This window comes from Micromonospora matsumotoense, assembly GCF_050951065.1.
In the GTDB taxonomy this organism is placed as follows: Bacteria; Actinomycetota; Actinomycetes; order Mycobacteriales; family Micromonosporaceae; genus Micromonospora; species Micromonospora matsumotoensis.
Window position 1 is genome coordinate 2,601,801 of record NZ_CP192025.1, and the last position, 26,643, is coordinate 2,628,443.

The following is a 26,643-nucleotide window of genomic DNA, read 5'->3' on the forward strand; positions in this document are numbered from 1 at the left end:
TCACGTATTTTGTGTGTGTTGTGGTTGTGGGGGTTCTCGCCAGGTTGGGGTGGTTTCGGTGGTGAGGCGTTTGGCGAGGTTGTCGATCATGGCGAGGGTGATCATGCTGGCGGAGTTGTCGGGTCGGGTTTCGTAGTCGCGAACGAGTCGGCGGTGGTGCATGAGCCAGCCGATGGTGCGTTCGACGACCCATCGGCGTTTGACGACGCTGAAGCCCTTGATCTGTGGGTCTTTGGTGACGATCTCGACGTCGACGCCGAGGTGTGCGCCGTGTTCGACGACGCGGTTTTTGAAGCCGGCGTCGGCCCAGGTCTTGGTGAGGGTGGGGTAGGTGGTGGTGGCCTGGTCGAGCAGGTTCATGCCGATGGTGTTGTCGCTGGCGCTTGCGGCGGTGACGGTGACGGCGAGGAGCAGGCCGAGGGTGTCGGTGATGATGCCGCGTTTGCGGCCGACGATTTTCTTGCCGGCGTCGGTGCCCTGTGTGGACAGTGGGACGTTGGTGGAGGTCTTCACGCTCTGGCTGTGCATGATGGATGCGGTGGGTGTGATGGTGCGGCCGTGGTGGTCGCGGACGAGGCCGGTGAGCTGGTAGTTGAGTTCGGTGAAGGTGCCTTCCTTGCTCCAGGCGGCGAAGTAGCCGTAGACGGTCGGGTGTGGTGGGAAGTCGTGGGGCAGGTAGCGCCAGGCGATGCCGGTGCGGTTGACGTAGAGGATCGCGTTGAAGATCTCGCGGAGGTCGTGGATGGGGGTGCGGCCGCTGACGCCGGCGTCGGTGCGGGCTTGTCGCCAGGCGGTCAGCCGGGGTGCGATCAGTGCCCAGCGGGCGTCGGAGAGGTCGGACGGATAGGGGCGCCGTTCGGTCATGATTCAGGCGTACGGTGCCGGGGCCTCGGCTCGGCGGACGTCATGTCCGCCTACGCGGGGATGAATGTGAACCAGACATGATCCCGAGGTTAAATACGCTGATTCCGGTCAGGGCAGAGCTGGGCAGGATGGCATTTTTTCATCCCAGGCCCGGCATTTCGCGCTACCGGGTCGGGATGTGAAATCGGCCGCTACTGACGCGAAAGTAAAGGAAACGTCCAGTCAGCGTGGGTGGCGGTGACGGCGAGGTAAGCGTGGGCGCACAGAACGAGAGTTATGTGCCGGTACCAGGCGTCGTACCGGCGCACCTGGTAGTGATCCAGTCCGACCTCGGTCTTGGCGGTCTGGAAGCACTCCTCGATCGCCCACCGGGTTCCGGCGATGCGGATCAGGTCCTCGTCGAGCGTCTCGGTTGGGCCGAAGCACAGGTAGTAGGCCAGGTTCGTGGGGTCGGTGATGCTGCGGCGGATCAACAGCCAGTGGCCGTAGCTGTCGTCAGCGCCGGGCAGGGAGGCCACGGCCCAGTCGTAGAGTCGCGGCCCTTTGGCGCCGTCACCGCAGCTGCGGCGCTTCCATGCCAGGGCTGGCGCGGCAACGGCGAGGACGTCTGGTCGGGAGTTACCCACCACAGTGGGGATTCGCTGGTTGCGGGGCACGGCGAGGACGTAGCCGAGGCGTTGCTGCTGTAGCCACGTCCGGAACTTCGAGTCCTGCCCGTATGCCTCGTCCGCGGTGACCCATTTCGTCGGCAGGCCGGCGACGATGGCGCGTTGCATCATCCGCAGACCCAGCGCAGGCTTCGTCGCGAACCCGACGTTGGCGGCGATGCCGGCCTCGACGCGGCGGACAGCGTCGTCGCACCAGCCGCGGGGAAGATACAACTCTCGGTCGATCAGCGTGCGCCCGGCCGGGCTGGCGTAGGCGAGGAACACTCCCAGCTGGCAATTCTCCGTCCGGCCGGCCGTGCCGGAGTGCTGGCGCTGCACCCCGGCCGACTTGATCCCCTTCTTCAGGAAGCCTGTCTCGTCGACGATCAATACTCCGTCGGCGTGGCCGAGGCGCTCGGTCACATAGGCGAACAGGTCGTCACGAACAGAGTCCGGGTCCCACGCGGACTTGTGAGCAGCAGTTGCATCCGATCGGCGTGGTATCACCGGCAGCCTCGGCGAGGGTCCAGCCGTTCTTGCTGGCCAGGGGCGACAGCAACCCGACCAGGTAGGCCAGCGCCTGCCGGCGTGGCTCTGCCCGCCCGAACCGGTGCGAGAACCGCGCCAGCAGATCATCCAGACCTGTCCGCCAACCCACGATCTCATCGATCAACACAAGCACGGGAGCATGCCCGCTCTACGACTGACCACAACAGACAGCAAGTGCGCTCAGCCAGCCCACTCCGCGATCAGCATCGACATCCGCAGCTACCCGGCTGGTGCCGGGAAGGCGTCAATCACGGTGATGAACTGCGGAGACGTCAGATCAGGCAGGTGTGGCTGGAGTATTTGGGCGAGCCGATCGGGATCGAGCCACACCGGATCTGAACGCTAGCTGCCGACGGATTCTGTGACCTCGTTCCCATGATCGTCAGGCGTCGGGTCGTGCTCACTCCAGCCCTGATCGAGGATCCGGAATCCCGCGTCGAGCATCGGATCGGTGTCACTTGTCACGAGTAGCTGGATCTGGAGGGCGAACCGGGCGTAGATCCGGATGTCGTTGCTGGGCTGGGACAGGCCGAGCTCCTCGGTGATGGCTGCGGCGAGTGCGTCCTCATGGCGGAGCCACATCCGGGAGGCGTACTCCTGGAGGGCTGGTGTGGCTTCCATCAGCGACATGACGCGGCGGCGGAGCGGCGCTTCTTCGCCGGACCACATGGCGACGAACTCGGAGCGGTAGTAGGTCTTCAGCGCTTCCGAGATCGAGAGGCCGTCCGGCCGCCCGCGCACGGCGGCGACGAGTCTCTCGCGTTGCGCGTCTTCCTCGTGGAAGAGGAGCGCCTCCTTCTGGGGGAAGTGGGCGAAGACAGTGGTGGGGGAGACGTCCGCCTGGTCGGCGATCTCCCGCACGCTCACCGCGTCGAAGCCGCGCTTGAGGAACAGCTCCTGCGCCGCTTGCAGGATCGAGGCCCGGGTCATGGCCTTCTTGCGCTCGCGCCGCCCGGTGGGGTTTTGCTCCGTTGCCATGCCCGTCATCGTACAACTCTGACCGTAATTGTGTTGACACCAAAACTGGTACGGCTACACTTTCGTAGTGATGTCAGGAGCGTGTCCGTCTCTGCCGACCTCACCGACTGAAGGGCTCGCGACCATGACACAACAGATGAAGACAAAGCCGAAGGCAACCGTCTCTGCGGCGCACCGGAGCGGCCAGCGCCGGCCTGCCGGAGCAGCGCTCGTCGCCGCCGCAGCGCTCTTCCTGCTGCTCGAGTTCGTCGCCGCCGCGGCCTGGCGGAGTCCGCCCTACAGCTACACCTACCACTACATCAGCGACCTCGGAGTCCACGGCCCGCTGACCGCGCTCGGCCAGTACATGTATTCGCCCCTCTGGTGGGTCATGAACACCGGTTTCTTCCTCTTCGGAGTCCTGGTGTTCATCGGTGTCGCCCTGCTCAACGGCCTGCGAGGCTGGCGCCGCAGGGTCCTGCTCGGCATGGCCACCCTGGTCGGTGCCGGCGGCGTCGTGCTGGCGCTCTTTCCCGGCGACGGCGAAGCCGACCGGCAGGGCGCTGTCGACTTCCACAGTCTGGGCGCCATGGCCGCCATCGTCGGCGGCAACATTCTGATCATCCTGCTCGCGCGCATGTACCGAGACCTCGGCATCGGTAGGAAGCCCGCGAAGACCATGGTCATGCTCGGTGCCTTCGGACTCGTCTCCACGGTGGCCTTCCTCGCCGTCGCTGGCTCAGGGGCCAACGTCCTGGTCGGCCTCGTCGAACGCTGCGCCGTCTACCCGGTCCTCATCGGCCTCGTCTACGCAGGAGTGTCCATCTGTCGCCGCAGGGACCGGGACATCCCCGCGCTCTGAGGTCGTCACATGGACAAGCTGCGCCAGCGGCTCTCCCGATGGGTGAGTCGCGGCCCCTCGCGGGGCTCACGCCCGGCCCATGCGACATCGCGATCCGCGAGGACATGTGTCAAGCCCCGGGTTTGGTGGAGAGTCTGATGTTCCCGGGCTTTCCCGGAGTCGCCGGCTCGGCCGGCGGGGCTGATCCGGGCAATTCGGATCGGTGCCTTCCCGGTGGTCGTCCGCGAACGGCCACCGGGAACGCTGGTCAGCCGGCCCGGTAGGAGAGGTAGTAGCCCTCGTACGGCCAGCTGTGGAAGTTGTTGAGCTCGGCCGCGGTACCGGTGCAGTCGGAGGTCCGGTAGCCCGAGACGGAACCGAAACCGTTCCAGCCGATCGCCCAGATCGCCTCGGCCGGGACCGGGCGACAGATACCGTCGGGCGTGGCCTGCCTGCCGACGATGATCTGCGTGGTGGCCTGGTAGAAGACGAGGCCGACGTCGGGAACCTTGAGCGTCTCGACAGCGGCTGCCGGCGACGCCGGTATCGTCAGGGCCAGTGTGGTAATCAATGCGGCGGCGAGACCCGCTGCGATTCGGCTGGTGAATTGGCGCATGGGTTTTCCCTTTCGAACGGCGTTCAGGGACAGGGCCGGAGCTCGTTCAGCCCAGGGCTAACGTAGATGGTCGTCGATTTTATTTTCCGTGTCAATAAAATCCGTCGCTGATCTCTGCCGCTGGGCCGCCCGAGTGCAGGGGTGCCGGATGCTTGACGGTGAAACTTTTCGGCGGTAGCTTGAGATTTCCATCCAGGTTCATCAATGGAAGTAGGTAGCCGTGCTGTGGAAATCCTTCGCCATCGCCGGGGCCGTCGCAGGTGTGCTGGTCATCGCCCCTGCCGCCTCGGCAGTCGCCCCCGCCGCCTCGGCGGCAGCACCCGGAGTGTCGATACAAGGGGGGGCCGGGTCCGGGAACTGCCCGCAGGGCTCGCTCTGCATCTGGCCCAACTGGAATCACCCGCCGCAGGGTCCCGTGGAGACGCCGTCTCTGATTGCTAAAACCGAGTGGACCGGCAGCATCCAGGGATTCAACTTCTACAACGGCACAGGCCGCGACGCCGTAATATCCGGGTTCCAGTACGGCACGGGGGCCCCCTTCAAGAACTGCGCTCCTGCCGGCGGGACCGGGGGCGATCTGTATATACCGGTCAACGTGACGAAGGTGACTTGGCAGCTGACCCCCTGCTGATCCTCCACTCTGCGTCTGGCCCACCTGGGATCACCGGCGACAATTCTGATATATGCCATTGATCGTGGCGAAGGTGAGTGGGAATACGGTACACGTCTGCTGATCTCCGCCGTTTTATGATCTCCCGAATTCGGTGCTTCCGCTTTCTCGGTGATCGTCGGGTGGGGACGGCCACCGAGAAAGCGGGCGACCGTGACCGGTGACCCAGGTTCTCAGCTGCCCACCGGCGGGATGTCCCCGGGCGGTAGCAGCCGGAGTTGTTCGGAGGTCGGCGTCGGTAGGTCGGCGAGCCGTTCGGCCTGCCGTTCGACCATGACGCCGAACAGCTTCCGTGCGCCGCGCCCATTGCCGAAGTTCGGTTGCTCGACGGCCTCGGCGAGCCGTTCCAGCAGGGCCGCGCTGGTCGCCTTCGTCAGGTCGTAGTCGTGCTGGGCGGCCAGCCCGGAGGCGATGGCGAGCAGTTCCTCGGGGCTGTAGTCGGCGAACTCGATGGTCCTGGTGAAGCGCGAGGCGAGGCCGGGATTGGTGGCCAGGAACCCGTCCATCTCGGCGGGATACCCGGCAACGATCACCACTACCTCGTCCCGGTGGTCCTCCATCAGCTTGACCAGGGTGTCGATCGCCTCCAGGCCGAGGTCCGAACCGATGCCGAACTTACGGGCCAGCGTGGATGCCTCGTCCACGAAGAGCACACCGCCGAGCGCCCGCTCGAACACCGCTGAGGTCTTCAGTGCGGTGCTGGACCCGCAGCCGCCAGCTTCCGTTCGCCGCCTGCCCAGGTATTCACCCACCACATCGACCCGGGCCACCTCGACGACCTGCCCCTTCGACAGCAATCCGAAGTGGGCCAGCAGCCGCCCGGTAGATGCGTGCGACGGTGGTCTTGCCGGTCCCCGGCGGGCCGGTGAAGACGAGATGCCGGCTTATCGGCAGCACCAGCAGGTTGGCACGCCGCCGCTGCTCACTCACCCGAATCAGATGCACCAGGGTCCGGACCTCGCGCTTGACCGCGGCCAGTCCGATCGTGGCGTCCAGTTCCGCCAGCGCCGCATCGACGTTGGTGACAGCATCGGGCCTCGCCGGGACCACTGCCGCCGCCGCTGCGATCCGGCTCGTCGGTGCGGTCGCCGCCCGCCGAACCGGTCGCCTCTGGCAAGTTGTCGGGCGGCTGCGTGGCGCGGACCGACACGAGCGGCCGGTCGACGCCCCGCACCGGTTCGCCGCCGACGTCGACGAACTCGCACCCCTGGACCACCACCGGGGCGTCGGTCTCCACCTGTACACCGTCCCCGCCGCAGCCGCGTACCATCCCGGTCCGCATGTCCAGCCGGGACTGGTCCCGCAGCACCACCGCTGACCCCGTCGTGCCGATGAGCCGGCCGGAGCCCTCGGTGGCGATCCCGGTCTGCGAGGTACCCCGAACAGTGGTGTCCTCGACCCGGACGTCGGTGTCGAGGGCACCATCGAGCACGATTCCGCCCTCGCCGCCGGTGAAGGCCGGGCTGCCACCCTGCACCCGTACGCCGTAACGGTCTCGCGCTGCTCCCCGCACATGCGGGGGTGATCCCGAGGGCGTCATGGGCCCGCCGGACCTTGCTCTGCTCCCCGCGCATGCGGGTGTTCCTTTATGGGGCCCCTACGGCGGCGGCACGGACCCAGGGTGACGGTTGCCTCAGGAAAGGTCCTGAATAGCCCGGCACGGCGCTAAAGACCGGCGAGAGTCATCGGTGCTTGCTCAGCGTAGTTCCCCGTGGCACGGGGAAGGGTGGGGCGTGGGGGCGTCCGTACGGTGGTGGGCATGAGCGATGTGACGCTTGCCCGCCTCGGTGCGGAGGCTGCTGCCGAGTTGATGGACGAGCTGTGTGAGGTCTACGCGGACGCCTACGGGCAGGTTCCCGGCGAGGACGCGACGTCATGGTCGACGCGTTTCGGGATCGGGCCACGGCGGCGTTGGGTGCGCGGAACTACGAGCTGGTCACCGCGCCGGCGGGGGATGAGCTGGTGGGGTTCGTCTTCGGGTACAGCCTGCGGCAGGACCGGGACTGGTTCGCCGGGCTTCAGCCGGCTCCGGAGGAGGGCTTCACCGACGAGCGGGGTGGTGAACGCACGGTGGTCCTGGCCGAGATCGAGGTACGCAAGGCATGGCAGGGACGGGGGATCGGGCGCGGCCTGCACGATGCGTTCCTGAGGGGACGACGCGAGGAACGCGCCACGCTGTCGGCCAACCCTGCCGCGACCGCTACTCATGCGCTCTATGAGGGGTGGGGCTGGCAGCGGGGTCGGTACCGTTCCCGGCCGGCCGGGCGCTTACTACCGGGAAGTCGGTGCGGCACGACCGGATCAGCCCCCGGAGGGCTCCGGCCAGGTCGACCGTCGGGCCGCTGTCGCGCGGGCCCGGCGCCACCCGGGGAGCCCGGGCGCGAGCGTGTCCGGGGCGTCTACGCCGCAGACGGCCAGGACCTGTACCAGGAGATCCTTCGTCGTGGGGCAGCCCGGTGGCAGGTCGTCGTGGGCAGCATCCGGATGGCCGGGGCGGTCGACCCAGTCCAGGCTGTCGTCACTAGATCCTCGCACTCGGTCCTCAGCACCGGCCAGGTCGTGCTGCGGGACATCCAACCGGCTCCGGCCGACGGACGAGATGTGGTGTCCATCCGCCAGGGTGTGCGGCCGGGTGCTCGGATAAGCGGTTGTCGCCGCCCGTTCAATATCTTGACCCCCGTTTGCCGGATTTGGTAAGGCCGACACATTCCGTCCGTGCGGGATCGGGCGGGCAGGCGGGCCTGGGACGCCTTGCGAATCTCGGATGGTTGGTGAAGCGAAGCGGTGACCGATACCTCTTTCATGTACGATCGTCTATCGTTGCCGTACGAGGACGGGGGTCACCTGTGCTGCTTCGTTCGTCATCGAGTGCGCCATATCCGGCGCACATCCGTCGGTGCGGGTGTGCCGCCAGGGCGGACGGCCTGCGCCTGCCTCCTCGCCGTCATCTGCGCGAGCGGCAGCTCCGGGCTGGTACGGCTGGTCGAGCCGCGGCTCGACTTCAGGAAAGTCGTCGTCACATCGTCGGCGGACCCATCCCCTTGGCTACGGCCGGAACGGCAAGGTGGCAACGACATGAAGGTTCTCGTCATCGGCGGTGGTCCGGCCGGGAGCACTGCGGCAACGGCGATGGCCCAGGCCGGGCTCGACGTGCAGCTCATCGAGAGCGCCCATTTTCCGCGATACCACGTGGGTGAGTCGCTCACGCCGTCGTGCCGGGTGGTGCTGGACGTGATCGGTGTGTCGAAAATCCTCGATGACTATGGTTTCGTGAAAAAGAACGGAGGTGTCATCCACTGGGATGACGACCAGTGGACGTTTGATTGGCACATGCAGTCCGGCGTGCAGTCATGGCAGGTGGATCGGAGCGAGTTCGACACGCTGCTGCTGGAGCACGCCCGCCAGAACGGCGTCAGCGTCACCACCGGCGTCACCGGTCGGTCGGTTCAGTTCGCCGACGGCAGGCCGGTGGCCGTGGAGTGCTTCCGGGACGACGGTGAGTCGTTCACTGTCGATGACTTCGACTTTCTGATCGATGCTACCGGGCGTAACGGGCTTCTCAGCGCCCGGCACTTCGGCAACCGTGAACCCCTGAGTAACCTACGGAATGTCGGCGTCTGGGGCTACTGGACCGGCGCCAGGCTACTGCCCGAAACGCCGACCGGAGGTATTAATATCATCTCTTCGCCGGAGGGTTGGTACTGGGTTATCCCGATGGCCGGTGGGCGAATGAGTATCGGTTACGTCACCACCAAGGACGCCTTCGCGCGTGACCGTCGCGAGCACCCGTCGTCGGATGAACTGTACCGGCACCTTGTCGCAGTCTCGCCGACCGTGGCGGGCCTGACCGCGGGGGCAGAGTTCCTTGGTGGTACGAGGGTCGAGACCGATTACTCGTACATCGCAGACCAGTTCTGTGGCCCAGGCTACGCGATCGTGGGCGACGCGGCGTGTTTTCTGGATCCGCTCCTGTCCACCGGCGTGCACCTCGCGCTCTACAGCGCGTTGACCGCAGCCGCGTGTGTTGCCTCGATGGACCGTGGCGAGGTCAGCGAAACGGAAGCCCTGAGGTTCTTCGAATTCGCCTACCGCCGCGCGTACATGCGCCTATTCGCGTTGGTGAGTATCATGTACGAGCGCTATCTCGGGAAGGACGGCTTCTTTCTCACGTCCGATCGGTTGATCGGAGACGAGCAAGCGGGGAAGGCGGAGGAAGGCGTTTCCTCCCGTTCCTTCGCCGAGATCATCGGTGGTCTGTCCGACCTGCGTGAGGCGGCCCATTCGTCCACCCGTGTCATCACGGACCAACTGCGGGTGGAGGCGGTGAGAGCGCAGATGCGGTCACTGCGTGCACCGGACTCCGTCGGGCCCGACTTCACCCCGGTGCGGGGCAACCCCCTCTCCGATGCGGAGTCGGCTGACTACCGCCTCGTCACCAGCCCGCAACTCGGCCTCGAGCGGGTGCGTGAAGCGCGCCCCTGACCGAGCTGGGCTGCCTGGCCAAGAGCCGCTGGCGCGTCGAGCACGACCACGGCGAACCCGAGACCGCCCTCGGGCTCGACGACTGCGCGACGCTCCTGGACCGGCTGACACCGCCACCTCACCCTCGCCGACGGGTAGTCGGCCATCGTGGCACCTGCTCGGGCGTGGGGTTTGAGCGTCCGAGCAGGCCGCGCCCTCGTCCAGGTCGACCGGGGATGCTCGCTCTCCGCGCTGGGCACGGGCTGTTGAGGTCGCCCCGCGATGGCGTTCCCGTCCGTGGCGGTGCTGTTCCGTGGTCAGGTGGGGGGTGGCGGCGAACCTGACGAGGTCGAGACGGCCCCGGGTACGGGTGTAGCGGGTGAGGGAGGTGTTGGTGACCGGGGTGGTGGCGAGGATCACGTCGAGGTCGGCGAACGACAGCCCTTCGAGGACGCGACGGAACCGGTCCCGGCCCGCTCGGCCCGCGACCGGACGGCGTACCCGCACTTCGGTGGCGTCCATCGACGCCTGCGGGTGGTGTCCGAGGTGGGCCACCACGTCGGAGAGGGTCCGGATCGGATGCCGGCGTGTATCCCGCAGCCGCGTTCGGCCAGTAGCGGCCGGATCTCGGTGATGCTGTGGCTGATCGTCGAGCGGTGCACCCCGAGCCAGGCCGCGATCACGTCGTGGGTCAGCCCGCGACGGAGATGGAGCAGGGTTGCCAGCGGCCGGTCCGGTGCTCGTGCTCGTGCTGTCTCTGATCGCCGTCATGGGTTACAACCTGACGGACTTCTCCGGTGTCTCGCCCATCTGGCCGCTGCTCGTGCCGTTGTACACGGTGGCCCGCTGCGGCCAGCCGCTCATCGGGGCGGCGGTCGGTACCTCGACCCTGCTGGTCTCCACCGGCTGGGTGCTGCACGCCGGTGCGCCACCGCTCGAACTGCTCGACGGCGCGCTACGGGAGGCCGCGATGCTCGCCCTCGCCCTCGTCGCCGGCACCGCCGTGCGTACCCGGGAGTTGCTCACGCACGAGTTCGCGGCCCGGCTCGCCGCGGAGCGTGGCCAGCAGGAGCGCGAGTCGGCCCGGCGGCTGCTCGCCGAGCGGCTGCGCATCGCCCGGGAGTTGCACGATGTCACCGCCCACACCATCGCGGTCGTCGGCATCCAGGTGAACCTCGCGCGGGAACTGGTCGTCGACGACCCCGACGCCGCCCGCGCGATGCTCGACACCACCAGGCAGATCAATGCGGACGCGATCGGCGAGTTGGCAGCGGCTGTACGTCTGCTGCGCGAGCCGGACGCGCCGACGGACCCGGACCGGCATCCGTTGCCCGACGAGACCCAGATCGAGGACCTGCTCGGCCGGGTCGCCGACGCCGGCCTGCGGGTGGCGTTCGACAGCGTCGGCGAGGCGCGGCTCCTCCCTCCCGCTGTCGGGTTGACGCTGTACCGCATCGCGCAGGAGTCGCTGACCAACGTGCCGGAGCATGCCTGCGGGCCCCGTCGCGGTAGCGGCGACCAACGCGGCTACCGGCGTCGGCGGACGACCGCCGGACCGACGGCCGGTGTCGCCGGCCTACAGCCCGAGGTGCACATGGCTGGCCCAACGGGATGGTCGGTCCGGATGCTCGTCGCGTAGCCGGGTGACCGCCTGGTGCAGGGCACGCGCGGCCCGGCTCGGATCCGGCCGACCGGCGGTGAGCGTGGCGTACACGTCGTGGGCGATCGTCGCTGCCGCGTCGTCCCTGACGTTCCACAGGGTGCCGATGACACGCGGATAGCCGGCCAGGTGGAACGCGGACGCGATATGGATGACCTCGTCGGCGAGGTCCGTGCTGGTGACGGCGGTGTCACAGGCGGAAAGGTAGGCCAGTGACGCCGATCGCAGGCGCAGGCGGGAGATCCCCGTGGCGGTCAGTGGCTGTGTGGCGTGGTCGTGCAGGAGTAGCCGGCTGTCCGATGGGCTTGCGCCGGTGGTGGCATGGCAGGCGAAGTGCGCCCAGGTGCTGTTCTCCATGGCCCTGGTCACCGCGGCCGAGACCGCCTGCGGGCCGATGAGGGTGCGGGCCTGTGGTGCCTGCTCCGCGACGAGGGCGGCCTCGCGGAGTGCGGCGGGCAGGTCCGTCTCGCCCGGGGTACTGGGCATGCCGACAACCAGCGTCCGTCCCGGTGCCGGGGGCACGACGGCGGCGCGCGCGTGGGTCAGTGCCCGGATCGACGGCGCGTACGACGGGACGCACAGATCCAGCGCCGACGGTCCCTGCGGGCGTCCTGCCGCGTGCAGTGGCAGGAGGGTGAGCGGACCGGTGGGCACCCACCACAGCCGGTCGCCCGGCGCCGGTGCGAGCGTATCGAGAACCGGACCGGCAACGGCGTCCCACAGCCAGGCCAGGGTGTCCGCGATGATCGTCTCGGCACGTTCCTGGCGGTTGCGGAACATCGACGTGACATCGTCACGGACCGCTGGGAGGAACCGCGCCACCACCTCGGTGAGCCGGTCAGGCGTGAGGTCGGGCAGCGGCAGCGCCCGGATCCCGTCCGGGGTGACGAGTAGGGCGTCGCAACGGTGCGGGCTGACGTTCACGAGCACGATCGGCCCTGCGGCGGTGCCGGCGGTGAGGTCGGCGGCCACCGGCGGCAGGAGAAAGCGCTCCAGTCCGGGCAGCGCGCGGACTCGGGCCACCACCGCGTCGAGTTCGTCGGCCCAGCTCCGGCGGTCCTCGGCCGCGGGGTTGCCCACACCCTCGATCCGCGCGCTGAGGAGTTCGAAACGGTCGGCGAGCGCCGGATCGTGCTCGCGAAGTTCGGACAGGTCGGTCCGGCCGTCGAGCGCCTGCGAGGTCAGCACCGTACGACCCAGTTCGAGTAACTCGACCGCACGCTGCGGTGACCCGCTCGCCACCGCGAGAGCAGCCGCGTCCCGCGCCAGGCCGGCAAGGCGACCGAGCCAGTACTCCGCGTCGGTCCGGTGCAGTCCTCGCGCGGCACGCAGTGGCAGCAGCCGCACGGCGGTGTCCAGGCCTTGCGCGGCAAGGTCGGTCCGACCGGCGGCGACCGCGATGTCGCTCCAGGCTCGGGCGGCATCGAGGCGTGGGCCCACCGCCGCCGTCCGGTGCGCCGCCGCCGTCCGCAGCAGGTCGATCGCCTCGGCAAGGTCCCGCTGGTCGGCGCCGACGGCGTGTCGGGCGTCGAGGGCGTGCGCGAGGGTGCTCAGCAACGTGCTCCGGCGGGGATGGTCGGGGGAGAGGGAGTCCAGGGCCAGGCGGGCCAGGTCGACCGCCTCGTCGACTGCTGTCGTGTCACCGGTCCGCTCGGCCCGCAGCCGTAGCGCGTCGGCGAGGACGGCCTGAGCCGTTGGCCGCTGCGGATGCTCGGCCGGAGCCTCGGAAAGGGACTCCCGCAGCAGTGCGACCGCACTGTCCAGTCCGGACGTCCCGGTCGTGAAGCGACTGCGCTCCGTCTGTAGCAGGGCCAGGTTCGCCACGTGGTTGAGTCGGTTGGGATGACCGGTCGGCACTGCCGCCGTTGCCTCGTGCGCGGCCTCGATGGCGGCGCGGAGGTCCACGAGGTTGCCGGTACGGTCGAACAGCGCGCGCAGCGACTCCGACAACACCAACTGGTAGCGCGCGTGTTCAGGATGAACAGGCGGCACCGCCGCCACTGCCGTCCGTCCCGCGTCGATGGCGTCGTGCAGCGACTGGAGTTCGCCGGTGCGTCGGTACCGGGCGTCCAGCGTCCGGGCGAGATTGGCGTGGTACGCGGCGTGCATCCAGCCGACATCCCCGGGGGCGGTCGCGGCGGCCCGACCGAACTTGATCGCCTCGTCGAGTACGGCGAGAACGCCGGTGAGCGCGTACCGGGCCTCGAGGAAGTTGCACAGCATCATCGCTGCCTGTGCCCAGCGCCGGTCGTCGGGCCTCAACCATCCGAGGGCACGGCGGCCGTCCGAGACGGCCTGGTCGAGGTCGCCGACGTCGCCGGTGGCACGGAACCGGACGTGTCGGGCTGTGGCGAGGTTGACCAGGCAGGTCGCGGCATTGTCGTCGTGGTCGGGCAGCACGTCGACCGCCGCGGCGGACGCCTCGATCGACTCGTCGAGACCGGCGCGTTCACCGGTCGCCTCGTACCAGATCCGCAGTGCGGTCCCCAGCGCGTCCAGCCGTCGGGCCGGGGTGTCGCCGGCCGGGTACCCGGCGGCCTGCCGTGCCGCGCGAACGGCGGCGGTCACGTCGGCGAGGTCACCGCCGTGCTCGTAGCGCTGTTGCAGGAGTTGGCTGAGGTCGACCAGGTAGAGCCCCCGGCGGGGATCGTCGTCGGGCATCAGGGCGAGCGCGTCGCGCACCGCCCGACAGGCCCTGTCCACCGCGTCCGGCGCCAGTGTGGCGAGCGCTTCGCCCACGGCAGAGCGGGCGACGTCGAGAGCGTCCGCCGGCCTGCGGATCACTCGCGGCGGCGATGTCGCCGCTGCCGTGAACGCGTACCCGTGGTCGGTGAGCATCGCCAAGGTCGTGGCGAAGTCCGGCGGACGGACGCCCCGCCAGGTGGCCAGCAGGGTGTCGATCGGCGCGGGCAGCGGAGCCCGGTGCCGCGCCCGAGCCGCCGGCCGCCGGACCTGCCGCTCGATGCCGGCGCCGGCTGCCAGGAGGGGATACCAGGCCAGGCTGTGGTCATCGGCCGTGGCTTCCAGGACGACCAACGAGCTGTCGCCCACCAGCGGCTCCCCCAACCCGGCCATCAGGTCGACCTGCTCCCACACCACCAACAGGTGGCTGGCGGGCAGCGCCGCCGCGGCAAAGCCCAATGCGCCGATCGCTGTCGCCGCGTCCGTGCCGCTGGCGAAGGCCCGCGCCTCGACACAGCCGACGTAGGCCTGTCGGAGACCCTCGACGAACAGGTGGACCTGGGGTCGCGGCACCGTCGCGGTCAGCCGGAGCTGCTCCTCGGCGGCGGTCCGCAGGGTCTCCCGGACCTGGTCGACGAGCAGGTGGCAGCTCATCGGTGGCCGGCCGGTCACTGGCCCCGGGTGGAGTCCTCGGCGCCGTCCCCGGTCGCGTCGGGCCGGGCGAGCGCGCGGATGATCCGCTCGATCTCCCGCGCCGAGTAGTTGCTCGCGTCGGTCAGCCCGTCCTCGTCCACCTTGATCCGCTTACCCCGGTGCCGGTCGAAGAACGCCTTGATGGCGACCCCGACCGCGACCCAGGCCGCCGGAGTGTCGGCCACCGCCACCAGGGTCGTCATCAGGTCACTGCCGGTGGTGCGGAACGCCGCCGGGCTCCGGTCGACCGCCACATCCTGCGCGGCCAGTAGCGTCCGCACCTCACCGGCGTACCGCTCAGTGACCACGAACTCCACGACACCGGGCTGGTCAGCCCGCTGCCAGGTCAGGATGATCTCTTCGGTGCCCGAGCCCGTGAGCATGACTGACGTCCCTCCCGACTATCGACAGTGGAGCAACACACTGTAGCGGTAGGAGTCAGCCCGACAGATGAGCCACGATGATCACCGATGGCCCGACGGTGATAGCCCCGGCGGTGAACGCACACGAGGAGAGCGCATGTCAGAAGATCAATCCGAGGCAGCCGCGATCGTCAGCGAACTGCTCGACCCGGGGCTCTCCCCGCAGGCATTCCGGCCGGACCGCACGACAGCCGCCCCGGCGACGGCCTGGCTCGGCGGTGGCGACGCCCTACAACAGTTCGGCCTACGCCCGGGAACGCCGGTTCACCCGCACGACCTGACGCACGTCCTGGTCGGGCGGCACACCGATAGCGGTGTACGGGTGCTGCCCGACCCGGCCCTGTACAACCTGGTCTACCTGGCGCCCCGCTCCCTGTCGATCGCGTGGACCCAGCTCGACACCGGGGCGCAGAGCGACATCGAGGAGGCGATCCGCGACAGCGCCCGCAGCATGCTGGCGCACCTGGCCCGCTCCGCCGCGCTGGTCGACGGGGTCCGCCCGGCCCGGTCGTTCGTCGCCGCGCTGGTGTCCCACGCGGTCGGCACCCGCTCCGACGCGGCAGGGCCCATCCCGCCGCTGCTGCACGTCCATTGCTGCCTGTTCGCCGTGCAGGACGAGGACGGGACGCTGGCCCAGCCCGACGAGCCGACGTTGGCCGACGAGGACGTCCAGCGCGAGTGTGACGCCGCTGCCGAGGCCCACCTGGCGGACCGTCTGGTGACGCTCGGCTACCGGGTCAGGAACACCGCCGGGGCGGGCACGGGTCACTCCTTCGAACTCGACGGGGTACCCCGGGCACTGCTCGACGACGAGGAGTTCTGGCGCAACGCGGGATGCGCGATTGCCGGCGGATGACCGGGGCGATCCCACAGCGGACAGGATCGCACCGCACCGCCGACGTGCCGTGCGCCCCGCCGTGTCGTCGCGGCCCCGCAGCACGGTCTCGGCGCGGCGGACCAGGTACGGCGCGGCGTAGGCGGTGCCGGCGGTGACCGGCACCGGGGCGGGCCGTACGTCGGCTTTGACGTGCCGCACACCCCGCACGGTCCTCGGCGGATCCGGCGACCTTTCTGGGGGTGCCGCGCCGTCGTGCTGGCCACGCTGCGCGAAAGTGCTCGGGCTCATCCTGAGCATGCTGGAGCACCCCCTGAGCGGGGGAGAGGGACGTTCCTTCGCGTCAGCCCCGAGCTGCGGCGATGCCGTGCGGGGCGATGAACACCTTGTCGGCGGTGCCGGCGCGCTGCGCCGCCAGTGCCTCCGGTAGCTGGTGGAGACCGTAGAAGGCCGGGCGCAACCGATCCAGGCCCAGAGTCGGCAACAACCGCACCGCCCGGTGGTGCGTGTACGGGTTGATCACTGCTCCGACCAGGGTCAGTTCCCGGGCGAAGATGTCGTGGGGGCGGACCCGGGCCTCGTCGTCGGGTCGGGCCACGCCGAAGACGAGGACCCGGCCGCCACGCGAGGACACCGCGATCGCCGACTCCAGGACTCGGCCGGCGCCGACCGCGTCGACGACGTGCGGAAAGCCGAGCCCGTCGGTCAGCGCGGTGGCCTCGTCCAGCGACGCCGGGTCGAAGGCGGCGTCCGCGCCCATCCGCAGCGCGGCTGCCCGCCGGTCGTCGCGCGGATCGAGCACCACCACCGGCGCGAGCCCACGGGCCCTGGCGAGGGCGACCATCATCGCCCCGGCCGGTCCGGCACCGAAGATGAGGATCGGCAACCCCGAGCGCGGGTCGAGTCGGTCCATTCCGTGCAGGCAACAGGCCAGCGGCTCGGTCAGCGCGCCGATCCACGGCGGCGTGCGGTCGGGCAGCCGGTAGGCGATCCGCGCCGGCACGACCATGCGTTCGGTCATGCCGCCGTCGAGCTTCACGCCGTACCCGCGCTTGTCGTCGCAGAGGTGTTCCTGACCGAGCCGGCAGTACGTACACCGGGTGCAGTAGTCGTGCGGTTCGACGGTGACCAGGTCGCCGACGGCGAGCCCGTCGACGGCCGGGCCCACCTCGATGATCCGGCCGCACACCTCGTGACCCAGGACGACCTGGGGCGCGGCGGCGAAGCTGCCGGCGACGATGTGGCTGTCGGTGCCGCAGACGCCGACCGCCAGGGGTGCGATCGCCACCTCGGCCGGGCCGGGCGACGCCGGCTCGGCCGTGAGCAACCGGACGTCTCCGGCGCCGAAGAAACGGGCCTCAGTCAGCGGCACGGAGCAGCTCCTTCAACCGGCGGATGTGGGCCCGCGCGATCTCCTCGGCGGCTTCCGGGTCACCCGCGCCGATGGCCTCGAAGATGGCCTGGTGCTCGTGCACGGCCTGGACCATGCCGCCGGTCAGGCTGGTGGAGCGCATCGCCACCAGCACCCGGCTCTGCACGCTGTCGAGCATCCGGGCCAGCACCGGGCTCTGCGCCGCCTGCCGGATCGCCCGGTGGAACGCCGCGTCGAGTTCGAGGTGGCGGCCGAAGTCGCCCTGCTCGGCGACCGCACGGTGCTCGGCGAGCAGCGCGAGCAGGGTACGCCGCAGCGCCGCGTCGTACCTCTCCGTCGCCAGCCGGGCCACCGCCCCCTCCAGGACCTCGCGGGCCTCGTAGAGGCTGACCAACTCGGCGCGGGACACCCGGGCGACCTCGGCGCCCCGGTTCATCGTCTCGACGACCAGGTTCTCCTGCACGAGGCGGATCACCGCGTCCCGGACCGGGCTGCGGCTGACGTGGAACTCCTCGGCGAGGGCCGGCACACTCAGCCGGGCCCCCGGCCGCAGGGCGCCGGAGATGATCCGGTCGCGGAGGGTCCGGTAGAGCACCTCGCCGACGCGCTGCGGGTCGGCCTGGAGAGAGCTTGTCACTGGAGGAACGTCCCTGCGAAGTGGCGGTAGTTGGCGGCGACCGCCGCGATCGCCTCGGGCCGCGTCAGTTCACCGGCCAGAAGTCCGCGCAGCGAGTCCCACCAGATGCTACGGCCGATGGCGAACCCCGTGAACCCGTTGGCGGCGGCATCGGCCAGCCAACCGTCGACTGTGGCCCGTGGGGCGTTCGCGCCCAGCAGGATGCACTCACCGCCGGTCTCGGCGGCGAGGTCGGCGGCCCTCCGGTAGTGCTCCGGCGCGCCGAGGTGCTCCACCTTCCACACGTCGACGGGCACCTCGGGCATGATCTCGGCCATCGCCCGGTGGATGAGCCCCGGTCGTACCTCGGTGTCGAAGACCTCACCGGGGATGGTCCGCTGCTGCGCCGTCGGCGGCACGAGCAGTTCGAAGAGGAACCGGCCGCCGGAATCCCGGACGGCCCGCGAGACCCCGGCCAGTCGGGTCCGCTGCTCGCGGTTGTCGGCCGCGGACCCGTCGGGGTTGTAGCGGACCAGCACCTTGGGCAGTTCGGGACGGAAGTGGGCGAGGTAGCCCGGCAGGTCGGCCGGCTCCGTCTCGTACAGGTCGCAACCGCCGCGCTCGACCGGCATGCTCAGCGTCACCCGACGGGCCCGGGCCCGTTCGGGCACCCCCGCGCCGAGCTGGTCGTCGACCAGGATGCCGGCGTGCGCGGCCAGGCGCGGCTCGGCGTCGAGGGCGGCGAGCAGCCCGTCGAGGACCAGGTGCTTGCCGTCGGTGATCGCCGCACGTTGCGCGGGCAGCGCGGTGCCGGTGTGGCCGTACAGGGCCTGGGTGAGCCAGGGACGCTGGTCGACGGCGAGGATCAACAGGCTCATCGGGTCACCTCCGACACGACATCGGCGTCCGCCGAGACGATGCAGGGCTTGACATGGTCGCCGGCCACGAAGCGGGCGAACGCCTCGGGCAGCTCGGGCAGGGTCAGGGGCGTGACGAGGAGGTCCCGCAGCGGCCCGCCCATGACCCGCAACAGGTCCCAGTTGGCCGCCATCTCGTCGACCGGGAAATAGAAGGACCGCACGGTGTAGCAGTCGGTCCGCCGCCAGCGGGGCGTCGCCGGCATGGTGTACGGCTCGTTCGACTCGCCCAACGCGACGACCGTGCCCCCGGGGCGGATCACCCGCTGGGCCGTCGCCCGGGCCGCGTCCGCGCCGCTGACCTCGACTACCACGTCGTACTGGTTCTCGGCGGACAGGTCACCGGCGGGTGTCGCGCCGAGTGCCGTCGCGGTCTCCAGCCGGGCGGGATTGGGGTCGACGGCGTCCACGGCGATGCCCATGGCACGGGCGACCGCGACGACACCGAGGCCGAGCGGCCCGGCACCGACGACCAGCAGCCGGTCCACCGTGTCCTGGGTCCGCAACGCCAGCCGCAGCGCGTGCGCGGCGGTGCCGACCGTGTCGAGCCCGAGGACCGCGACCGAGAGCGGGATGTCGTCCGGCACCGGTAGGACACACCGCGCCGGTACGTCCACGTGCTCGGCGAAACCGCCGTCACGCTGCCAGCCGATCAGCTGCGACAGGTGCAGGCACTGGTTGGTGCGGCCGGCGGCGCAGCGGACACACGTACCGCAGAAGACCGGGATGTAGACGATGCCTCGGGTGCCGGCGGGCAGCGCGCCGCCGACGACCGTGCCGCCGATCTCGTGGCCCGGCACGACGGTCGCACCGCTGTGCAGCAGCCGCTTGTCCGACCCGCACAGCGCGCAGACGTCGACCCGCAGCCGCACCTCGCCCTCGGCCACGTCGCCGAGCGTGACCTGCTCGAAGGTGATCTCGCCGTTGCCCTGGAAACGGGCCCGGGTGGATGTCACTTGACGGCTCCTCCGGTGATGCCGCGCACCAGCCAGCGCTGCGCGAAGATGGTCAGCAGCAGGGCGGGCGCGGAGATGAGCGCGCTCGCGGCCATCAGGCCGCCGAAGTCGTTGGACCCCTGGCCGATGAAGTTGAACGCGATGACGGTCAGCGGCATCGTCCGCTCGTTGGCCAGCGCCAGCGCGAAGAGGAAGTAGTTCCAGCTGAAGACGAAGCTGAGCGTCAACGCGACCGACAGGCCGGGCAGGGCCAGCGGCAGCGCGATCTTGTGGAACCGCTGCCAGGCGTTCGCGCCGTCGATCAGCGTCGACTCCTCGATGCTGATCGGGATCTCCTCGAAGAACGGCACCAGCAGCCAGATGCACAGCGGCAGCGTGATGATCAGATGCGCGACGATCAGCAGGGCGTAGTTGAGCGCCACGCTGTCCGGGCCACCGATGCGGATCGAGAGCACGAACAGCGGCAGCACGAACAGCACGCCGGGCGCCATCCGGGCCAGCAGCGTGACGAAGCCCAGCGCGGCCAGCTTGCGGCGCACGATCACGTACGCCGCCGGTGCGCCGAGGGCGAGCCCGAGGATCGTCGACCCGCCGGCCACGATGAAGCTGTTGGCGATGTGCCGGCCGAACGCGAAGCGCTCGAACAGGTTGGTGAAGTTGTCCAGCGTCAGTGGCGACCCGAGGTCGAACAGCGAGCCGGTGATGTCGACGTTGTCGCGCAACGACGACCAGAGCATGAACACCACCGGGCCGAAGAAGACGATCGTGAACACGAGGTACGCGGCGTAGACACCGCTGAGCCGCCGGGTCATCGCGCGGCCCGCTGACGGAACCAGGTGAACAGGCCGGCGATCATGATGACCAGGGCGAGCAGGGCGATCTGCAGGGTGGCCGCGTAGCTCGGCTGGTTGTCGACGAAACCGGCGTTGTAGCCGTAGACGTTGAGGGTGTTCGTGGAGTTCACCGGACCCCCCTGGGTCATGATGTAGATCGTGTCGAAGAAGCGCACCAGGTCGACCGTGCGCAGCAGCATCGCCACGGTGAGCACCGGGCGCAGCAGCGGGAGGCCGACGTTCCAGGCCAGCCGCCAGCCGCTCGCCCCGTCCAGCGCGGCGGCCTCGAACGGCTCCTCCGGCAGCGACCGGATACCGGCCGAGATGATCAGCGCCATGAACGGCGTCCACTGCCAGATGTCGACCAGGGCGATGGCCCAGGGTGCGACGTCCGGGTCGCCGAGCCACACCACCGGGTCGATGCCGACCGCGCCGAGGATCTGGTTGGCCGCGCCGAGCGTCGGGTCCATGATCAGCAACCAGACCAGGCCGACCGCGACCGAGGCCGTGATCGCCGGGATCAGCATCATCCCCTGGAAGATCCGCTGGCCGGGCACGTCGAGACTCATCACGTAGCCCAGCGCCAACCCGAGGACGGTCTCCAGCAGCAGGCAGACCACGAAGAGGAACAGGGTGATCTTCAGCGAGCTCCAGAACTGCGGACTGTCGAACATCTCGGCGTAGTTGGCGAGCCCGAGGAACCCCGAGTTCGTCCCGTCGGCCTGCCGGTCACTGACCGACAGCCAGATCGTGTAGCCGATCGGCACCAGCACCAGCACCGCCGTGGCCAGCACGGCCGGCAGCGCGAACGGCAACACACCCCGGGCCGTCGGGTCCACCCGGCGGCGACGCCGCCGGGGCGGCGTCCCCACCGCCGGACCCGCGCCGACGGGTCCGGGGGTGGCGGACGGCTTCGTCATCAGGTCGCCCATCGCCGTTACCCGGCGTTCTTCGCCAGCAGCGGGGTCAGGCCGGTCTGGATCTCCTTGGCTGCGGTGTCGGCGTCGGACTGGCCGAGGATCACCTTGCCGACCGCCTCCCCGACGACCTTGCGCATCTCGGGGGCGGCGACGCCGACCGGACCGACCTCGGTGGAGCCGCTGGTCTGCACGTTGGCCAGCGCCGCGGCCCACTCCTTCAGCGTGTCGGTGGTCAGCGTGTCGGTGTACGACTTGTCCTGCGCGACGGAGGTCCGTGGCGGAGCGATGCCGCCCTCGGTCAGCTTGAGCTGGGTGGCCTTGCCGGTCGCCCACTCGATGAACTTCCAGGCCGCGTCCTTGTGCTTCGAGTACGAGGACATCGCGATGCCCCAGTTCAGGACGGTCGACTTCGAACCCGCCGAGCCGGCCGGGAAGTCCAACACGCCGATCTTGCCGCTGACCTTCGAGGTCTTCGGGTCGTTGACGCTGCCGATCTCGTTGCTCGACTCCAGTTCCATCGCCGCGTTGCCCGCCGCGAACAGCGCCGAGGACTGGGTGAACGTGTTGTTGGCGACGCCGGGCGGGCCGAAGTCCCGGGCGAGGGTCGCGTACCGGTTGATCACGTCGGCGGCGGCGGGCGTGTCGAAGTTCGGCGTGCCGTCCGGCTTGGTCCACTCCAGGCCCTGGGAGTGCAGGAACGGGCCGAAGGTGAACGGCAGCGCGGCGGACTGCCCGCGCAACGCGATCGGGGTGACCTTGCCGGCGGACTTCCGCTTGATCTCGGCGGCGACCGTGGGCAGCTCGTCGAGGGTCTTCGGCGGTGTGACGCCGTACTGGGCGAACAGGTCCTTGTTGTAGAACAGGACGACGCCCTCGACGTTCACCGGCGCGGCGATCGTCTTGTCCTGGATCGTCATGCCGGTTTTGACCGCGGCCGGAAAGTCGGCGGCGTCGTAGCTGCCGGACTTGCTCATGTAGTCGTCGAGCGGGGCGTAGTAGCCGGCCTTGGCGAACTGGAGGCCCTCCCGCGACGGCAACGTCATGAACACGTCCATGGACGAACTGCGGGACTGCAGGGTCAGCGAGATCTTGTCGCGGGCCTGCTGTTCGGCGAAGGTCTGCACGTTGACCTTGACGCCCGAGGACTTCTCGAACTCGCCGATCAGCGGTTCGATGGCCTTCTGCCACGGGTGGTTGGACATGACGATGGAAATCTCGTTGGCGTCACCGCCCGAGCCGCCACCGTCGCCGCAGCCGACGGCGAGCCCGCCGACGAGGGCCAGGGCGAATCCGGCGCTCAACATCTTCTGTCGCATCGGTGTGCCTTTCAGTTCTTGCCGAGGAGTGGGGAGAGCCAGTCGTGGAAGTCGCCGAGGTCGGCGGGCCGGGTGGTGCGCCATCGCGGTGGCACGGGCCGGGTCCGACCGGCCACCTCCGCGAGTGGCACCGGGTCGTAGCCGGTCCCGCCGGACCTGCGGTGCAGGCCGACCATCAACCCGGTGGCGCGGTCGGCCAACAGCTTCGCCGCGTGGCGTCCCGCCTCCGTGGCCTCCGCCCGGTCGACGTCACTGGCGAGCGCGCCGGCGCTGCGCTGGGCCATGCCGAGCACCTCGCCGCGGGCGGCGACCGCCAGTTCGGTGCTCACCAGGCTGGCGAGCGCCCGGGAGACGCCCCCGAGGATGATCCGGGAGTGGTTGACGGCCCCGAACGGCTCGTCGGTCAGCTCGGGCACCGCGCCCTCACTGACCACCACGAACGCCCGCCCGTGCGTGTGCAGCGCGTCCTGCACCGAGGCGAGGAACGCCAGCCGGTCGAAGCGCAGCTCCGGGATCAGAACCAGGTGCGGCGCGTGGCCCGGGTCGTCGCGGTGCCAGGTCGCGGCGAGGGCCAGCCAACCCACCGAGCGGCCGAGGGTCTCCACGATCCGTACCGGTTCGACGCCGGCCATCGCGGCGTGGTCCCGCGCCAGATCCGGGACGACGGTCGTCAGGTAGCGTGCCGCCGAGCCGTATCCAGGGCTGTGGTCGATGCCGACCAGGTCGTTGTCCACGGTCTTCGGGATGCCGACCACGGTCAGCTCGTGCCCGCGCGCGGCAGCCCGGCCCGCCAGCGCGTGCAACAGCGCCATCGTCCCGTTCCCGCCGATCAGGGCCACGCCGTCGACCCCGTTGGCAACCAGCACGTCGAGCGCCACGTCGAGGTCCGCGTCGGTGACCGCCCGCCGCCCGGCACCGAGCCAGGACCCGCCGTGGCGGGTCGCGGCGACCGGCACGTCGGCGGCGGTGACCGGGGTGAACCGGCCCTCGACCAGGCCGTCCGGCCCGCCCCGCAGCGCCAGTACGTCGTGCTCCGCCGCCGCGTCGAGGAAGCCGCGCAGGCTGGCGTTGACGACACTGGTCGGTGCGCCGGTCTGACCGATGAGCAGGCGCATCGTCATCCCTGCGCCTTCGTGCCCACGGACAGGTAGGTCTGGAACGCGGCCAGGCCCGGCCGGCCGCCCTCGTATCCGAGCCCCGAGTCCCGCAGGCCGCCGAACGGGATCCACGGCGTGTTCGGGGTGGCGGTGTTGATGCCGACGATCCCGGCGTGCAGGCGCTCGGCGACGGCGTGGGCGCGATCGAGGTCGGTGCCGCAGACGTAGCCGGCCAGGCCGTAGCCGGTGGCGTGGTGCAGGGCCAGCGCGTCGTCGAGGTCGTCGTAGACGTGGATCGGCGCGATCGGTCCGAAGATCTCGTCGGTCATCACCCGGCTGTCGACGGGCACGTCCAGCAGCACGGTCGCCGGGGCGAAGTGGCCCCGGCCGGGAACGACGCCGCTGGTGACCCTCCGCGCGCCCCGGCCCACCGCCTCGTCGACGAGGGCGGCCATCCGGGCCGGGTCCGCCGCCGGAGCCAGCGGGCCGAGGTCGGTGGCCGGATCCGTGGGCCGGCCGACGACCATCTTCTCGACCGCCGCGACGAACGCCTCGGTGAACTCGGCCGCCACCGCGCGGGCCGCGAGGACCTGGTTGGCGGCGATACAGGACTGGCCGTTGTTGCGGAACTTCGCCACCAGCAGCGTCTGCGCCGCCGCCTGCGGATCGGCGTCGGGCAGCACCAGGAAGGGCGCGCAACCGCCGAGTTCCAGCACCGTGGGCAGGAAGCGGGGCGCGGTGGCCGAGGCGACCAGCCGCCCCACCCGGGTCGACCCGGTGAAGGACACGACGCCGACGGCGGGGTCGGCGAGCCACGGGTCGACGACGTCCGTCGGGGTGCCGAGCACCGTCGACAGGACCCCCGCCGGCAGGTGCCGTTCGACGACCGCAGCCAGCACCATCGACGACAGCGGCGTCAGCTCGGAGGGTTTGAACAGCACCGGGCACCCCGCCGCCAACGCCGGCGCGATCTTGCGAGCGGGAATGGAGACCGGGAAGTTCCAGGGTGTCAGGACGACGGCGACTCCGGCGGCCCGGGTGCTCACCCGGTGGGTGATCCCGGGTACGACGGACAACTGCTCGGCCTGCTGCCGGTCCAGCAGATCGGCCATGATCCGGAAGTAGCCGACCGTCAGCCCCAACTCGGCCGTCGACTCGGCGAGCCGCTTGCCGGTCTCCCGGGTGATCAGCGCGGCCCACTCGGGCTGGGCGGCGAGCGTCTCGACGTCGGCGGCGATGGCCCGCAGCGCCGCCGACCGGGCCGCCTGCGGCGTCCCCGCCCAGACCGGCAGCGCCTGCCGAGCCAGCGTGAGGGCCGCCGCCGCGTCAGCGCGGTCACCGGTGGCGACCTCGGTGAACGGGTCACCGGTGGCCGGGTCGAGCACGGCCAGCGGTGGCCCACCGGCGCTGCGGCCGGCCACCCGTACGGCGGTGGCGGCCGAGCGGATGTCGTTGACGACGGGGTCGGTCACGGTAGCTGCTCCTCGTAGGCGTCGAGCTGGTCCTGGTCGAGATCGATGCCGAATCCCGGCCGGTCCGGCACGCGGACCGTGCCGTGGGTGGTGAGCAGGCCGTCGGCGGCCTGCCGCAGCGGGTTGGCGCGGACGTCCCACTCGATGAGCCGGGTCGCGGGCGAGATCGCGCCGGCCTGGACGGTCGCGGCGGTGGCGACCGCACCGTTGTAGAGGTGCGGGTTCACGGTCCGTCCCGCCGCCTGCCCAGCCGCGAGGATGTCCAGGTATTCGGTGACGCCGCCGACCTTGCCGAGGTCGGGCTGGAGGATCTCGACCGCCTCCAGGTAGGGCAGGAACGCCGCGGCGCCGTAGAGGTTCTCGCCGGTCGCCAGCGGCATGCCGGTACGGCGGCCCAACTCGGCCAGCGCCCGGGGATCGTCGCCGGCCAACGGCTCCTCGACCCAGGTCACCCCGAGGTCGGCCAGGGCGGGCACCATCCTCAGCGCCTCGGTCGGCCCCCACGCCTGGTTGGCGTCGGCGAAGACCTGCACTCCGTCGCCGAGGATCCGGCGGGCGGTGCGGACGTTGGCCAGGTCGGTGTCGGCGTCGAAGCCGACCTTGACCTTGACCGCGGTGAGCCCGAGCGCGGCGCAGCGGTGGGCGACCTCGGCGACCCCGGTGGGTCCGAGGCTGGAACCGTATGCCGGCAGTTCGGTGCGGGGATGCGGGGTGAGCAACTGCGCCAGCGCGACGCCGCGGTGCCGGGCGGCGAGGTCCCACAGCGCCATGTCGACGCCGCTGACCGCCTGGTGGATCGGGCCGGGTGCGCCCCACTGGCGGCCCAGCGGCACCAGCTCGGCGAGCAGCGCCCGTTGGGCGGTGGCCGGATCGGGAAAGTGGCGGCCCCTCATGCGGGGTGCGATGCCCTCGTGGATCGTGGCGATCCGTTCGCGCCACGCCCAGGAGGGGTAGTTCGCCCAGCTCTCGCCGACGCCCACCGAACCGTCGGCCAGTTCGACCTCGACCAGGACCATCACGCGGTGGGTCAGCGGCGCGAAGGACATGGCGATGGACTCGGTGGCGCGTGCCCGGAAGACCCGACAGCGCACGTCTGCCACCGCGGCAGCCGGCAACGTGACCCGGTGGGTCTGCGTGGCTGAGGATGCGGCTCCGAGGTCCATGCGCCTTCTCTCACTTCGATCAGATGTGCATGCAGTGTTGAACGTCTCTTGTCGAGACGTCAAGACCAGCCGCAAGAAAAGGTG

Annotated in this window: 24 protein-coding genes and 1 pseudogene; 6 read left to right on the top strand and 19 right to left on the bottom strand. The window is 70.1% G+C overall.

The features are described 5' to 3' along the window. The 3 genes and pseudogenes from ACQP1S_RS11625 to ACQP1S_RS11635 form a co-directional block, all read right to left on the bottom strand. The gene (locus ACQP1S_RS11625) at window positions 1-864 is read right to left on the bottom strand and encodes an IS5 family transposase (RefSeq protein ID WP_432906078.1); all 864 of its coding nucleotides are present in this window, start codon (window positions 862-864) and stop codon (window positions 1-3) included. A gap of 191 nt (window positions 865-1,055) precedes the next feature. Beyond that, window positions 1,056-2,181, bottom strand: a pseudogene (locus ACQP1S_RS11630) (IS701 family transposase). A 221-nt stretch (window positions 2,182-2,402) separates the two neighbouring features. After that, a complete protein-coding gene (locus ACQP1S_RS11635) occupies window positions 2,403-3,038 on the bottom strand; it encodes a TetR/AcrR family transcriptional regulator (RefSeq protein ID WP_432906081.1) in 636 nt (211 codons plus the stop codon). Window positions 3,039-3,162: 124 nt separating this feature from the next. On the opposite strand from ACQP1S_RS11635, the gene ACQP1S_RS11640 reads away from it, so the two are divergent. After that, complete coding sequence (locus ACQP1S_RS11640) at window positions 3,163-3,879, top strand: DUF998 domain-containing protein (RefSeq protein WP_432906083.1); 717 nt, start codon at window positions 3,163-3,165, stop codon at window positions 3,877-3,879. Window positions 3,880-4,126: 247 nt separating this feature from the next. Here ACQP1S_RS11640 and ACQP1S_RS11645 read toward each other — a convergent pair whose 3' ends face one another. Beyond that, window positions 4,127-4,474, bottom strand: coding sequence for a hypothetical protein (locus ACQP1S_RS11645; protein ID WP_357773938.1), 348 nt, complete (start codon window positions 4,472-4,474; stop codon window positions 4,127-4,129). A gap of 220 nt (window positions 4,475-4,694) precedes the next feature. Here ACQP1S_RS11645 and ACQP1S_RS11650 point away from each other — a divergent pair, with 220 nt between their 5' ends. Then, complete coding sequence (locus tag ACQP1S_RS11650; protein WP_432906087.1) at window positions 4,695-5,105, top strand: hypothetical protein; 411 nt, start codon at window positions 4,695-4,697, stop codon at window positions 5,103-5,105. Between the two features lie 212 nt (window positions 5,106-5,317). Here ACQP1S_RS11650 and ACQP1S_RS11655 read toward each other — a convergent pair whose 3' ends face one another. Both ACQP1S_RS11655 and ACQP1S_RS11660 read right to left on the bottom strand, forming a co-directional pair. Beyond that, window positions 5,318-5,914 (bottom strand): hypothetical protein, encoded by a 597-nt coding sequence (locus ACQP1S_RS11655; RefSeq protein WP_432906089.1) that lies wholly within the window; start codon window positions 5,912-5,914, stop codon window positions 5,318-5,320. A 152-nt stretch (window positions 5,915-6,066) separates the two neighbouring features. Beyond that, complete coding sequence (locus ACQP1S_RS11660; RefSeq protein WP_432906092.1) at window positions 6,067-6,621, bottom strand: hypothetical protein; 555 nt, start codon at window positions 6,619-6,621, stop codon at window positions 6,067-6,069. Between the two features lie 398 nt (window positions 6,622-7,019). Between ACQP1S_RS11660 and ACQP1S_RS11665 the strand changes: the two genes are divergently transcribed. Together ACQP1S_RS11665 and ACQP1S_RS11670 are read left to right on the top strand one after the other, a co-directional pair. Further along, the gene (locus tag ACQP1S_RS11665; protein ID WP_432906094.1) at window positions 7,020-7,841 is read left to right on the top strand and encodes a GNAT family N-acetyltransferase; all 822 of its coding nucleotides are present in this window, start codon (window positions 7,020-7,022) and stop codon (window positions 7,839-7,841) included. Between the two features lie 378 nt (window positions 7,842-8,219). Beyond that, window positions 8,220-9,626: an NAD(P)/FAD-dependent oxidoreductase gene (locus ACQP1S_RS11670; RefSeq protein ID WP_432906096.1), complete on the top strand. Its 1,407-nt coding sequence runs from the start codon at window positions 8,220-8,222 to the stop codon at window positions 9,624-9,626. A 395-nt stretch (window positions 9,627-10,021) separates the two neighbouring features. Here the strand turns inward: ACQP1S_RS11670 and ACQP1S_RS11675 are convergent, their stop codons facing one another. Beyond that, window positions 10,022-10,288 (bottom strand): hypothetical protein, encoded by a 267-nt coding sequence (locus ACQP1S_RS11675; protein ID WP_432906099.1) that lies wholly within the window; start codon window positions 10,286-10,288, stop codon window positions 10,022-10,024. A gap of 35 nt (window positions 10,289-10,323) precedes the next feature. On the opposite strand from ACQP1S_RS11675, the gene ACQP1S_RS11680 reads away from it, so the two are divergent. Beyond that, window positions 10,324-11,244 carry a sensor histidine kinase gene (locus ACQP1S_RS11680; RefSeq protein WP_432906102.1) on the top strand — a complete coding sequence of 307 codons (921 nt, stop codon included), beginning with the start codon at window positions 10,324-10,326 and terminating at the stop codon, window positions 11,242-11,244. Here ACQP1S_RS11680 and ACQP1S_RS11685 read toward each other — a convergent pair. After that, on the bottom strand, window positions 11,182-14,619 hold the full coding sequence (locus ACQP1S_RS11685; protein ID WP_432906105.1) for a CHAT domain-containing protein: 3,438 nt from the start codon (window positions 14,617-14,619) through the stop codon (window positions 11,182-11,184). The genes ACQP1S_RS11680 and ACQP1S_RS11685 overlap by 63 nt on opposite strands. Continuing rightward, a complete protein-coding gene (locus ACQP1S_RS11690; protein ID WP_432906107.1) occupies window positions 14,616-15,023 on the bottom strand; it encodes a hypothetical protein in 408 nt (135 codons plus the stop codon). Before ACQP1S_RS11690 ends, ACQP1S_RS11685 begins: the two co-directional genes overlap by 4 nt. 136 nt (window positions 15,024-15,159) lie before the next feature. Here ACQP1S_RS11690 and ACQP1S_RS11695 point away from each other — a divergent pair, with 136 nt between their 5' ends. Beyond that, complete coding sequence (locus ACQP1S_RS11695) at window positions 15,160-15,918, top strand: relaxase domain-containing protein (RefSeq protein ID WP_432906109.1); 759 nt, start codon at window positions 15,160-15,162, stop codon at window positions 15,916-15,918. 322 nt (window positions 15,919-16,240) lie between these two features. On the opposite strand, the gene ACQP1S_RS11700 is transcribed toward ACQP1S_RS11695, so the two are convergent. The 10 genes from ACQP1S_RS11700 to ACQP1S_RS11745 are packed head-to-tail and all read right to left on the bottom strand — an operon-like array spanning window position 16,241 to window position 26,496. After that, window positions 16,241-17,269, bottom strand: coding sequence for an alcohol dehydrogenase catalytic domain-containing protein (locus ACQP1S_RS11700; RefSeq protein ID WP_432906112.1), 1,029 nt, complete (start codon window positions 17,267-17,269; stop codon window positions 16,241-16,243). Next, window positions 17,256-17,906: a GntR family transcriptional regulator gene (locus ACQP1S_RS11705; protein WP_091253045.1), complete on the bottom strand. Its 651-nt coding sequence runs from the start codon at window positions 17,904-17,906 to the stop codon at window positions 17,256-17,258. The genes ACQP1S_RS11700 and ACQP1S_RS11705 overlap by 14 nt, the downstream gene beginning before the upstream one ends. Then, complete coding sequence (locus ACQP1S_RS11710) at window positions 17,903-18,763, bottom strand: 2-deoxy-5-keto-D-gluconate 6-phosphate aldolase domain-containing protein (RefSeq protein ID WP_432906114.1); 861 nt, start codon at window positions 18,761-18,763, stop codon at window positions 17,903-17,905. The genes ACQP1S_RS11705 and ACQP1S_RS11710 overlap by 4 nt, the downstream gene beginning before the upstream one ends. Continuing rightward, the gene (locus ACQP1S_RS11715; RefSeq protein ID WP_432906117.1) at window positions 18,760-19,758 is read right to left on the bottom strand and encodes an alcohol dehydrogenase catalytic domain-containing protein; all 999 of its coding nucleotides are present in this window, start codon (window positions 19,756-19,758) and stop codon (window positions 18,760-18,762) included. The genes ACQP1S_RS11710 and ACQP1S_RS11715 overlap by 4 nt, the downstream gene beginning before the upstream one ends. Further along, window positions 19,755-20,570 (bottom strand): carbohydrate ABC transporter permease, encoded by an 816-nt coding sequence (locus ACQP1S_RS11720; protein WP_432906120.1) that lies wholly within the window; start codon window positions 20,568-20,570, stop codon window positions 19,755-19,757. Before ACQP1S_RS11720 ends, ACQP1S_RS11715 begins: the two co-directional genes overlap by 4 nt. Continuing rightward, the gene (locus ACQP1S_RS11725) at window positions 20,567-21,511 is read right to left on the bottom strand and encodes a carbohydrate ABC transporter permease (RefSeq protein ID WP_176739204.1); all 945 of its coding nucleotides are present in this window, start codon (window positions 21,509-21,511) and stop codon (window positions 20,567-20,569) included. Before ACQP1S_RS11725 ends, ACQP1S_RS11720 begins: the two co-directional genes overlap by 4 nt. A 17-nt stretch (window positions 21,512-21,528) precedes the next feature. Continuing rightward, window positions 21,529-22,827, bottom strand: a complete 1,299-nt coding sequence (locus ACQP1S_RS11730) for an ABC transporter substrate-binding protein (protein ID WP_432906124.1) — start codon at window positions 22,825-22,827, stop codon at window positions 21,529-21,531. A gap of 11 nt (window positions 22,828-22,838) precedes the next feature. Beyond that, window positions 22,839-23,948: a 6-phosphofructokinase gene (locus tag ACQP1S_RS11735; protein ID WP_432906127.1), complete on the bottom strand. Its 1,110-nt coding sequence runs from the start codon at window positions 23,946-23,948 to the stop codon at window positions 22,839-22,841. After that, entirely contained in the window at window positions 23,945-25,396 is a 1,452-nt protein-coding gene (locus tag ACQP1S_RS11740) for an aldehyde dehydrogenase family protein (RefSeq protein WP_432906130.1), read from the bottom strand. Before ACQP1S_RS11740 ends, ACQP1S_RS11735 begins: the two co-directional genes overlap by 4 nt. Next, window positions 25,393-26,496 (bottom strand): mandelate racemase/muconate lactonizing enzyme family protein, encoded by a 1,104-nt coding sequence (locus ACQP1S_RS11745; RefSeq protein WP_432906133.1) that lies wholly within the window; start codon window positions 26,494-26,496, stop codon window positions 25,393-25,395. The genes ACQP1S_RS11740 and ACQP1S_RS11745 overlap by 4 nt, the downstream gene beginning before the upstream one ends. Window positions 26,497-26,643: the final 147 nt, after the last annotated feature.